This is a genomic window from Ignatzschineria indica (assembly GCF_003121925.1).
GTDB lineage: Bacteria > Pseudomonadota > Gammaproteobacteria > Cardiobacteriales > Wohlfahrtiimonadaceae > Ignatzschineria > Ignatzschineria indica.
In genome coordinates this window covers 29,583-41,368 of the sequence record NZ_QEWR01000003.1, presented here as the reverse complement: position 1 = coordinate 41,368, position 11,786 = coordinate 29,583, and the positions used below count along the sequence as shown (strand labels likewise).

10 protein-coding genes are annotated in these 11,786 nt (G+C 42.1%); 6 read left to right on the top strand and 4 right to left on the bottom strand.

All coding sequences use genetic code 11. The features are described from left to right. Positions 1-2 precede the first annotated feature (2 nt). From DC082_RS06200 to ychF, 3 genes are read left to right on the top strand one after another with little or no spacing between them, the layout of a single operon-like run. Positions 3-656, top strand: coding sequence for a 50S ribosomal protein L25/general stress protein Ctc (locus DC082_RS06200; RefSeq protein ID WP_109236236.1), 654 nt, complete (start codon positions 3-5; stop codon positions 654-656). A 37-nt stretch (positions 657-693) separates the two neighbouring features. After that, positions 694-1,254: an aminoacyl-tRNA hydrolase gene (gene pth / locus DC082_RS06195; protein WP_109236235.1), complete on the top strand. Its 561-nt coding sequence runs from the start codon at positions 694-696 to the stop codon at positions 1,252-1,254. Between the two features lie 24 nt (positions 1,255-1,278). After that, positions 1,279-2,373, top strand: coding sequence for a redox-regulated ATPase YchF (gene ychF / locus DC082_RS06190; RefSeq protein WP_109236234.1), 1,095 nt, complete (start codon positions 1,279-1,281; stop codon positions 2,371-2,373). A gap of 201 nt (positions 2,374-2,574) precedes the next feature. Here ychF and DC082_RS06185 read toward each other — a convergent pair whose 3' ends face one another. After that, positions 2,575-2,958, bottom strand: a complete 384-nt coding sequence (locus DC082_RS06185) for a fluoride efflux transporter FluC (protein WP_109236233.1) — start codon at positions 2,956-2,958, stop codon at positions 2,575-2,577. A 149-nt stretch (positions 2,959-3,107) separates the two neighbouring features. On the opposite strand from DC082_RS06185, the gene ung reads away from it, so the two are divergent. Beyond that, positions 3,108-3,788 (top strand): uracil-DNA glycosylase, encoded by a 681-nt coding sequence (ung, locus tag DC082_RS06180; RefSeq protein ID WP_229821655.1) that lies wholly within the window; start codon positions 3,108-3,110, stop codon positions 3,786-3,788. 131 nt (positions 3,789-3,919) lie between these two features. On the opposite strand, the gene DC082_RS06175 is transcribed toward ung, so the two are convergent. Further along, positions 3,920-5,389 carry a DASS family sodium-coupled anion symporter gene (locus tag DC082_RS06175; RefSeq protein WP_109236232.1) on the bottom strand — a complete coding sequence of 490 codons (1,470 nt, stop codon included), beginning with the start codon at positions 5,387-5,389 and terminating at the stop codon, positions 3,920-3,922. Positions 5,390-6,255: 866 nt separating this feature from the next. On the opposite strand from DC082_RS06175, the gene DC082_RS06170 reads away from it, so the two are divergent. Together DC082_RS06170 and DC082_RS06165 are read left to right on the top strand one after the other, a co-directional pair. Further along, a complete protein-coding gene (locus DC082_RS06170) occupies positions 6,256-7,542 on the top strand; it encodes an MFS transporter (protein WP_229821656.1) in 1,287 nt (428 codons plus the stop codon). 438 nt (positions 7,543-7,980) lie between these two features. Next, a complete protein-coding gene (locus DC082_RS06165; protein WP_109236231.1) occupies positions 7,981-8,970 on the top strand; it encodes an ornithine cyclodeaminase family protein in 990 nt (329 codons plus the stop codon). Between the two features lie 135 nt (positions 8,971-9,105). On the opposite strand, the gene DC082_RS06160 is transcribed toward DC082_RS06165, so the two are convergent. Next, positions 9,106-10,140, bottom strand: a complete 1,035-nt coding sequence (locus tag DC082_RS06160; protein WP_109236230.1) for a c-type cytochrome — start codon at positions 10,138-10,140, stop codon at positions 9,106-9,108. A gap of 17 nt (positions 10,141-10,157) precedes the next feature. Then, positions 10,158-11,501 (bottom strand): cytochrome c, encoded by a 1,344-nt coding sequence (locus tag DC082_RS06155; RefSeq protein ID WP_109236229.1) that lies wholly within the window; start codon positions 11,499-11,501, stop codon positions 10,158-10,160. Positions 11,502-11,786: the final 285 nt, after the last annotated feature.

The window sequence follows — 11,786 nt, the reverse complement described above, 5'->3', positions numbered from 1 at the left end:
CAATGTCAAATTACTATTTTGAAGGTACCGTACGTTCGGATATGGGTAAAGGTGCGAGCCGCCGCCTACGTCGCGAAGGTAACATTCCTGCAATTATCTATGGTGCAGATAAGGATGCTGTCAGCATCGTTTTAAATCATAACGAAGTTTTAAAACGTTTCCGTCATGAAGATATCTACACTTCAATCGTAGATGTGATTATCGATGGTCAAAAAGAGTCTGCAATTCTCCGTGATGTTCAACGTCACCCTTACAAGCCAATCATCACTCACTTAGACTTTATGCGCGTACGTGCAGATGAAGCGATTGTTGTTGATATCCCTGTTGTTCTTCTTAACGAAGAGAAAGCAAAAGGTGTTGTTAACGGTGGTATCGTTCTCCTTCATGAAGCGACATTAGCAGTCTCATGTTTACCGAAAGATCTTCCACATGAGATCGCAATCGATATCGCTAACTTAGATGTTGGTGAGCACTTCATGATCTCTGATATTCCAGCGATCGCAGGTGTTGAGTTCGTTAATATCATGAACGAAGAAGAGATGAATGATCAGCCTGTTGTTGCAATTGTTGAGCCACGTGCTGCAGTTGAAGAGACAACTGAAGAAGGCGAAGAAGCAGCTGAAGAAGCAACAGAAGAAGCTGAAGATAAAGAGTAATTCATCACTCTTGTTACTTTGAATTGAGTAATAGATAATGATTAAAATGATTGTAGGTCTTGGAAATCCAGGACTTCAATATGCAAAAACCCGCCACAATGCGGGTTTTTGGTTTATTGATAGTATTCGAAATGCGCCACTTTCTCTCAATAATCGCTTTAAAGGATTGGTCGGAGAGCAACTCTTTGGTTCCCAAAAGGTCTATCTCTTAGAACCGGAGACCTTTATGAATAAAAGTGGTGATGCTGTAGTTGCACTTGCGCTCTTTTATAAGATAATGCCAGAAGAGATTTTAGTGGTTCATGATGAGCTCGATCTTGCACCGGGTGTTGCTCGCTTTAAAAAAGGGGGCGGTCATGGAGGACATAATGGCTTAAAGAGCATTATAGAACGATTAGGTTCTCGTGATTTTATGCGCCTTCGCATCGGCATTGGGCATCCTGGACACGCCTCATTGGTATCGAGCTATGTTTTAACAAAGACGCCAGAGAAGGATGAGAATGAGATCTTCCAAGCGATAGATGCTGCTCGAGCGGTTTTGCCGCAATTTGTAGCAGGTGAATATGAGAAAGCGATGAATGAGCTTCATCGCCGATAGAACAGTTGAGTTAAAGGAAATTTTATGGCTATTCAGTGTGGGATTGTAGGTCTTCCAAATGTTGGTAAGTCGACACTTTTTAATGCATTAACCAATGCGGGCATTGATGCCGCAAACTATCCATTCTGTACCATTGAGCCCAATGTGGGTCGAGTCAATGTTCCAGATGAGCGTCTTGCACCTTTGGTGAAAATCGTCAATCCTGAGCGCGTACAGCAGACCTATATCGACTTTGTTGATATTGCTGGATTAGTTGCCGGTGCTTCAAAAGGGGAAGGGTTAGGAAATCAATTTTTAGCCAATATTCGTGAAACGGATGCGATTGCACATGTTGTCCGCTGTTTTGAGAATGATGATATCGTCCATGTCTCCGGTCAGGTGAGTCCTATTGATGATATTGAGGTGATCAATACAGAACTCTCTCTCGCTGATCTTGCAAGTGCAGAGCGAGGTCTTCAGCGTCTTGAACGTGTTGCAAAAGGGGGCGATAAGATAGCTGTTGCACAAGTCGCGCTCTTAAAAGAGAAGGTTATTCCAACACTGAATGAGGCAAAAAGTCTTCGTTCTTTAGGTTTAGATGCGGATGAGCGTCTACTCTTAAGAGATTTTCATTTTCTTACAATGAAGCCTGTGATGTATATTGCCAATGTCAATGAAGATGGTTTTGAGAATAATCCCCTTCTTGAAGCGGTAGAGGCATATGCCGCTGAAGAAAATTCCTTTGTGGTACCGATCTGTGCAGCGATAGAGGCAGAGATCTCACAATTAGAAGATGAAGATAAAGAGATGTTCTTAGCGGATATGGGCTTTGAAGAGCCGGGTTTAAATCGTGTTATTCGCGGTGGTTATCAGCTGCTTGATCTTGAAACTTACTTTACCGCAGGGGTCAAGGAAGTCCGTGCTTGGACCATCAAAAAAGGATCAACCGCACCACAAGCCGCCGGCGTTATCCATACCGACTTTGAGCGTGGATTTATCCGTGCAGAAGTAATCGCCTATGATGACTTTGTTGAATTCGGTGGTGAAAATGGTGCGAAAGAGAAGGGTAAAATGCGTCTTGAAGGGAAAGATTATATCGTTCAAGATGGTGATATCATTCACTTCCGTTTCAATGTCTAAATCATTGATATGACCATTGATATGACCAGTGGTATGATCATTGGTGTGGTCATTATTTGATAAGAAAAATCACTGTTGCAATTTAATAGCACAGTGATTTTTTTATTTGTGGAGATAAAAGAGCTGATGAGGTGGCGGGTCTTACTCTTGCATACTTTCTAAAATCGCATGCCGGTAAATGGTGATCTCTACCAGAAGCAATTAGGAGATAAACCGTTGGGTGAGGGTAAAGCCGATGATTGTTGCGCCGATCGCACCGATAAAATGAAAGAGTATTAGAGATAGAGCCATTAGAAACTCTCGGTTTTGGAGCAATTTCATCGTTTCTAATGAAAAGCTTGAGAAGGTGGTAAGCCCGCCACAAAATCCCACGATGAGAAAGAGACGAATGGTTTGATCTGGCTTATGGAGAAGATAGCCGGCAATTATTCCGGCAAGTAATCCTCCAATAATGTTAACGAGAAGAGTGGAGATCTGGATAGGTGTTGAGAGGCGACTTTCGATCAGCGTGAAAAGATAGCGGCAACCTCCACCAAGGGAAGCGCCCAACATAACAAGGAGAAGATTTTGAATTAAGTTTGGCATATTGAGTGCGCCTGATTACAATAGTGCCACTTGTGATGGCGCTATTAAATGGGTTAAGAAGCTCATTGAGCGCGTATTAATGGATGAGCATTTTAGTCGTGAATGATTAATTTGTAGAGATATTTTTAGAGATAACGATAGGAGTCTGAGTGAAATTTGATTTATCAAAGATCGATCCACAATGGCGTGATTTTATCAAAAGTGAGATAGAAAAACCTTATTTTCAGAAGATAGAGCAGGGGATTGAGGAGTCCGTGAATCGGGGAGTTAAGGTCTTTCCGCCTGTTGAATCGATCTTTAATGCCTTTCAGATCGCGCCAGATCAGATCAAAGTGGTTATCTTAGGGCAAGATCCTTATCATGGTTTAGGGCAAGCCCATGGTTTAGCCTTTTCTGTTCAGCCAGGGGTTAAAATCCCCCCTTCACTACGCAATATCTATCAAGAGCTAGTCACTGACATCCCCAATTTTCAGCCACCTCAATCGGGTGATCTCTCCGCATGGAGTGAGCAGGGTGTTTTTCTTCTCAATACTGTTTTAACCGTGGAAGAGGGAAAGGCCCATTCTCATGCAGAGATTGGTTGGGAGCAGTTTACGAGTGCCGTCATCGACTATCTTGCAGACCATTTTCACCATCTTGTTTTTATCTTATGGGGAAAGCATGCACAGAAGAAAGGTGCGAAGATCGATCGAACACGCCATCTTATTTTAGAGAGTGCACATCCTTCTCCTCTCTCGGCATATCGTGGATTTTTTGGCTCTAAGCCTTTCTCTAAGAGCAATCAATATCTCCTCGATAAAGGAAAGGGAACGATTGAGTGGCAACTCTAAAAAGTCGCCACACTGTATCGCTCTCTCTTCCTGATTATTACTGAAGGATTACTGAATGATTACTGAATGATTCCTAGGTTATTGCAGGTATTGTTATTATCGCTCTTATGATTATTTTACTGCGATTACAATTACCAGTAGCCGAGTACTTTCCACCAAAGACCACCGACATAGAACCAGATCGCAAGGTTGACGATACTCATCACAAACCCGACGCGCCACCATTCCGCTAAGGTTGTATAGTTAGAACCAAAGATAATGGGCGCCGTTCCTGTTGCGTAGTGAGTCAATGACATCATCAGAGAAGAGGAGAAGGCTAAGGTGAGTGCTAGTAACATCGGGGGTGCACCTAAGGCGACACCTGCAGCTAAAAAAGCACCAAACATTGCAGTAATATGGGCAGTGGTACTGGCAAAGAAATAGTGAGTATAGACATAGATTAGCACCAGAATCAGCATGGAGAGAATCCAACCGAGACTTAGCTCATCAATGCCGTGACTAACCGTTAAAGCGAGCCATTTAACAAGCCCCAGTTTTCCTAAAAATGTTGCCATCATAATAAGCGCTGAAAACCACATAACAGTATCCCAGGCGCTCTTATGACTCAAAGCATCATCCCAAGTTAAAACCCCGGTTAGAAGTAGGATGGAGAGTCCGATAAAGGCCGCAGTTGCCGCATTGATCTGTAGCCCAAAGAGAAGATCGGGAACTTCAGCCCACATTAAGAGTAAGAGAATAAAGACGCCGGCCGTAATGATCTCAGGGAGAGACATCTTCCCAAGCTCCGCCATCTTCTGCTTTGCAAAGAGCGGTGCATTAGGGGTCTTCTTAATCGTTGGTGGTACTAAGAAGTAGATGACTAAAGGCATGATCAGTAGTGATAAAATCCCCGGGATAATGGCTGCAATCGCCCAAGCACTCCATGTAAGGCGAAACTCTGCACCTAAACCTTCCGCAATAAGATTAACGATTAAGGGGTTAGGCGCGGTTGCCGTAATAAACATTGCAGAGGTGATCGGGTTTGTATTGTAGTTGACAAGGGCTAAGAAGCGCCCAATCTTCTTAGATGAAGCAGGATCGTCGGGTTGAGAGTCAAAACTATCGGCGATCGACTTCATAATAGGATGGATAATACCACCGCCTCGCGCGGTATTACTCGGGGTGACCGGTGCTAAAATCAACTCTGAAAAGGTGAGTGAGTAGGCAATCCCTAATGAGCGTTTACCAAAAAGAGAGATGAGCCAATATCCGATGCGTGCTCCTAATCCTGTCTTATTGAGACTGACAGAGATAATCATGGAGATTCCGATAAGCCAGATAAGATTATTAGAAAATCCACTCAATGCATCATTAAGTGCCGCCGTGGCATCGCCAGGATGGGTCACTTGGGTCAAAGCAACTGCTGAGATTGCGATTACAGAGATTGCCCCAATTGGAAGTGCCTTACCAATAATCGCGGCGATAGTTCCGATAAAGAGGGCAAGTAGCTGCCAAGCATTCTCCTGAACCCCTTCCGGCGTTGGGATAACAAACCAAATGAGAAGTGTAAGACCCAGCGCAATGGCGCCGGGGATCGGCTTTACAGGCTTTAGTGTGATCATATTATTCCCTAATATTGATAAATTTTAATAGGTCGACTCAATTCAAAATTGAATCGCAATCGCAATCGCAATCGAATCGACATGGAAGTTAAAACTAAAACTATTATTGTATGGTTATTATTAGAAATGGGTGTCATTAGAAATCGGTGAGCCCATTACCGGCACTCGAATGATTTAGTAGAACCTCCTTATAATATCTCTCTATAGCTCTATTATAGAGGAGTATTAATGATTTTTTATCGTTATTTGATCATTAACCCTTATTGTATTTATCTATCAATCTTCTATTGATCATTCTCTCTCTTTATATTGCCTGATCGAGTAGCCCTATTAGGATCTATCTTCATCGCTATTTATAACCGATTTATCAGGCTATTTCATCTAGGAAGCGATTAGTTAGTGAGGTATATGATTAGCATGAGATTAATTTTCTATTAATCTGCTATTAATTTGTTGTTAATTTATTATTAATTTTAGATTAAGAGTGAGTCTAAATTTTTGATTATTGATTGATGGTTGGAAGATTTATGAATAATTATTAGATAGTTATAGATATCATTAATTTGATAATATTTTATCGATTCTATTTTTCTCTGTGTTCTTATGGTGAGTTTTGAAATAAATGAAGAATAAAAGATCTCTCTATAGTTCTTATTTGATAAAAGTGGGAAGAGCCGCCTAATTATAGATCACTTTTCTGGTTGCTTATTTTGCGCAATATAGCTTATAAAAGAGAAAGGGAGTGAGAGGAGAGAGAGTAAAAATAACTTATAGAACAAATAAGCTCGACAACAATAAGACAACAATAAGACAACAGAAGAAACAATAAAATAAGAATAAAAATAGATAACTCAAAGGAGAGAAGTATGGAGAATACGCATGATCCCAAGACGATGCGTAAGATTTTGATCGCAAGTCTAACAGGGAGTGTTATTGAGTGGTTTGACTTTTTCCTCTATGGAACCGTTGCCGCTTTAGTTTTTAACCAGATTTTTTTTGTCAGTGATGATCCGGCCATTGGCTTGATTCTCTCTTATGCTTCTTTTGCATTAACCTTCTTTATTCGTCCATTTGGTGGTGTTCTTTTTAGCCACATTGGTGATCGAATCGGTCGTAAGAAGACCTTAGTGCTCACATTGAGCTTGATGGGAATTGCAACAATGGCGATCGGATTGCTTCCCTCCTACCATACGATTGGAATTTGGGCACCGATTCTGCTGATCTTTTTCCGTCTTCTTCAGGGGATTGGTATTGGTGGTGAGTGGGGTGGTGCGCTACTTTTAGCCGTTGAATATGCACCTAAAGAGAAACGAGGTTTCTTTGGAAGTGTGCCACAAGTAGGGATTCCTATCGGCATGGTCTTAGGGACCTTAGTCCTCTCTTTGATGACGCTACTTCCCGATGAGCAATTTTTAGAGTGGGGTTGGAGAATTCCCTTTATTTTGAGTGCCTTATTAGTGGTATTAGGGCTCTGGATTCGTAACGGTATTGATGAGACGCCGGCATTTAAGGCGGTACAGAAAGAGGGGAAAGTTCCTAAGATGCCGATCATCGATACACTTCGCTACCATTGGCGTGAGGTATTGATCGCAATTGGCGCTAAATTTGTTGAAACCGCACCTTTCTATATCTTCAGTACCTTTATCGTCTCATATGCTACGCTCAATTTAGGTTTTAGTAAGACAACAACGTTAACCGCAGTGATGGTGGCAAGTGTTATCACCTCAATCTTAATTCCGATTATGGGAGCATTTTCTGATCGGGTTGGGCGCAAAAAGCTCTATGTGGTGGGAACAATTGTGATGATTCTCTATATGTTCCCCTATTTCTGGATGGTTAACCAAGGCTCTGTTCTTCTATTGGTGATCGCTACAATTTTAGGATTAGGAATTATCTGGGCACCCATTACCGCAGTTTTAGGGACTTTCTTCTCAGAGATCTTTGCCCCTGAAATTCGTTATACCGGCGTTACGTTAGGCTATCAGATTGGGGCTGCGCTTGCAGGTGGAACGGCGCCTCTTATTGCCGTAACCTTCTTAAGCTATTTTGATTCTTACGTTCCTATTGCTATCTATATCATGTTGACAGGAGTGATCTCCCTGGTAGCGATTGCCTTTGCAAAGAATAAGAAGAGCTCATTTAGTGAGTCGTGATTGTGAAGGTCGAAATAAATTAAGGATCGATCGATAAGAAAAATCGACGATAAGTGATATCGAATAGATGATGTCAAATAAATGATGTCAAATAAGCGATATATCGATGAGGAAGCTGTCGATGAATAATAATTGGGAGTGATCGCTCTAACATTGACATATAGAGCAGATCATTCACTATTAAGTAATATATGACCGCTCGTTGATGGGCGGTAAGATTTTTTAAGAGCGATCTTCTATCTGTTAGGTCAGGAGATGTTAGATCAGAATAAACTATTGAGGTAGTGTATTAATTTGAAATCTAAATCTAAATCTGAATCTAAATCTGAATCTGAGTCTGTATATCCATATTAAGGGAGCAAGATATTGTTTGTTTTATTGTTTGTTTCCGCTAGATTTAACAGAGAAGATCCACTCATAAAATATGAGGAGATAATAATGAGAATTCTCAATGAGAGAGAGATTGCCGCAACCTATAAGATGCCGGAAGCACTACGCGATGTAGCTAATATATTGAAGGCGAAAGCTGCCGGAAAAGTGGAAAATCCTCTTCGTACAGTGATCGAATTCCCAGAGGAACACGCCTCCGTTCTCTATATGCCTTGTGCAGATTTAGAAAATGAATTGATGAGTATGAAAGCAGTGACAATCTTTCCCAATAATCCATTGCAAGGAAAAAATACGACACAAGGGGTTATCCTGCTATCGGATGCCACTAATGGCGATCATCTTGCGCTACTCAATGCCTCTTATCTAACTCGTCTTCGAACAGGGGCTTTAAGTGGTCTTGCTACCGATTATCTTGCCCGTCCTGATAGTCAGATTTTAACGGTGATTGGAACAGGAAAGATGGCCTTTGAGCAAGTTTTAGGGGTGTTGGAAGTGCGTAATATCACTAAGATCAATCTTGTGAATCCCACGGTTGAAAATGCTGAACGATTTGTAGAGGCATTACGAAATTATCCGATCAATTCTGAGATTGAGATCGTAATAGCCCTTGATCGCGCTAAAGCAGTGCAAGAGGCTGATATTATCAATTGCGCGACACGCTCTAAAACGCCGGTATTTGATGGCAAGGATATTCAGCCGGGAACTCATGTTAATGGCGTGGGCTCATATCTACCGGATATGCAGGAGGTCGATTTTCACTTTATTACACGTACTGCTCAGATTGTAGTCGATGATTTTCATGGCGCAACGGAAGAGGCTGGAGAGTTTATCCATGCTGTCGAAAAAGAGGGGTGGTCTTTCGATCAGATCTCAGGCGAGTTACAAGATCTGATCGCCGGCAAGATCAGCGGAAGAGAGGACGAAAGTGCGATCACCTTCTTTAAATCGGTCGGTTCTGCCTATTTTGATCTAGCTGTTGCTCAAGGGGTTTATCATAGTGCTTTAGCAGAAGATGTGGGTGTTGATGTGGAGATCTAAGATGGCGCGATCTAGAAAGATTTAATGATTAAAAAAGAGGAGCGCAATCATAAGCGCTCCTCTCTTACTTTGATGAGTATGCTGCATTTCATACTCTATTGAACTACTCAATAAGTTCTATTGGATTAAGCTCTATCAGATTGTGAGGGAAGCCGTAGTATTATCGGTTTGATCTTTCTTCTGTGGCTTCTCATCTACATACTCCTTCTGTTCTGCTTCCTCAGCTTCCATCTTTTGTCGTGCTTTCTCGGTGTTGAGAGCAGGTCTTGGTTGCTGGGTAAAGTAAGCGGCAATATCATGTGCTTCTTGATCATTTAAGAGATGCCCTTGTCCCCAAGCTCCCTTTTTACGTGCAGCGATCGGCATATTGTATTTAATAAAGCTCGCAGCTTTAGAGATATGATGCATACCGGCACCGGCATTGAAGGAGTAAGGGCCCCAAAGTGGCGGAAAGATAATATTGCCTCTCTCATCCTTCATACCTTGTCCATCATCACCATGACAGGTTGCACAATGTAAGCCAAAGAGCTTCTCCCCATTTTTGGGATCAGGCACAATAGATGGATCGAGAGGTTGAAGATCGACAACTTGAACCAATGCATCTTTAGGCTGTCCTTTGGCTAGAAAGGTCATATAAGCGACCATCGCTTGCATCGCCTCTGATTCTGGGTTGAGGGGAACGCCATTCATCGAGCGCTCAAAGCAGCCATTGATGCGATCCTCAATATTGATCACCTTTTTTGCACGTTTTGAATACTCAGGAAAGTCATGGATTACTGCAATATAGGGGGAGCTAAATTGAACTTTTCCCTCGGCGATATGGCAACTACTACAATTCATCTCAGCTCCAACATGATCGGGGAGTAAGCGTTTCGTATCATTTAAGATCAACTTGCCTAACATAATTTGATCGACATTAGGCTCTTTAAGAATCTCAACATCGGAAGGAACTTGATAACGGCCTATCAATTTCCCCTCCTTATTGAGCATCGGAAAGCTATTGGGGTCATTAGTGATCCGGTTATCAGGTGCGCTCTCGGAGGATTGTGCCGTTATGGGGAAGGAAAGGGCAAGCGTTGCTAAGAGCGTAAAGGTTAACGATAAGAAACCCTTGGAACTTCTCTTTTGATCGTGATAGCTATTTAGGTGAGTCATCATTCTCTCTCTCATAATTTTATCCTCTATGATTATCCTTCATTGCTGGTGATGTTGGGGGATCTCGACTCAATGTGGCGGCGGATACGCTCAACATCATCGGCTTTAATGGTTTTACCGCTATTGTTCCAACTATTGCGGATAAAGTTGACGATAAGAGCGATATGCTCATTACTAAGATAGTCAAACTCCGGCATAGTAAAGGCCATACGATCGTAAGGTGTTAAGGCAGTCTCGCCACCTGATAGGATGAGTTGAATAACAGAATCGGCATTATCACCAATCACGGCATTATTAAGATTGAGTGCCGGGAAGATTCTTGGAACACCATTACCATCACGACGGTGACAGATTGCACAATGCTCCACATAGAGGACAGCGCCGAGATCGCGATATTTTCCTGAAAGTAGGAGATCTGTCGTTGTATCTTCTTTAGGGGGAAGATTGAGCGCTTCTCCCGGGATAGGAGAGAGTGTCTTAAGGTAGGCGGCTACACTTGTAACATCTTCATCACTCCAGTATTGAGAGCTATTTTGTACCTCATCTGCCATCGGACCATAGGCGGCGGCTCTATCGGTTCTTCCTGTTTTTAAGAAGAGAGCAATCTCCTCTTTAGACCAAGTCTTTAACCCACCAAGTTCTCCTCGAAGGCTTTTCGCGTGCCAACCATCAATCATTCCTCCAGCGAGATAATCAGGTGAGTCATTTTGCATCGCCTTCTCTTGATAGGCAAAGCCGCGAGGTGTATGGCAAGCACCACAGTGGCCAGGGCCTTCAACAATATAGGCACCTCTATTCTCCTCATCACTCAATTGTGGATTAGGAGTAAATTGGCGAATGGGGGAGAAGAGAAGTTGCCAATAGGTGACGGGCCAGCGCATGCTCATAAACCAAGGGAAGGTTGAGGGCTGATCTTTCTGTCTGACCGGCTCTATACTCATAAAGTAGGCATAGAGTGCTTCAATATCTTGATCATTCATAATTGTGAATGAGGGGTAGGGCATTGCAGGATAGAGTGCTGAACCATCTTTACGAATACCGCGTTGTACTGCATTTTTAAAATCAGCTAAAGAGTAGGCACCGATCCCTGTCTCCATATCAGGGGTGATATTCATCGAGTAGATCGTTCCAAAAGGGGAGTCGATCGCCAATCCTCCGGCATAATTAGCCCCTCCCGGCGCAGTATGACAAGCAGCACAATCTGCTAATTGGGCGATATATTCCCCTTTAGCAAGTATCTCACTATTATAATCAATATTGCTAGAGTAGTGATTGGGGTTAACTTTGCGGGAGTGAACAATTCCTAAACTTGTGAGGTATCCCACAAGTAGAAGAAGAACCAGAATGGCAATGATCCATATAATAATTTTTTTCATAAAAAAATCTCAATATGATGGGTGAAATAGCATTAGATCGGGGTAAAGCAACCTCTATAGATGGTTTTTGTCAACTAGATGTTAATGAGAAAAGGATTGCTGTAATCAAGGTTGCTAGTAATAGAGGCTGTTATTTATGTAGATATAATTTCCGGGATAGATATATTAGTAAATGTATCATTAAATTTATTAATAAAATATTAATAACGCTATATCAATAGCCCTATATTAATAGCCCTATATCAATAATTCTATCAATGGACCTATCAACAAGCATTTCAATAA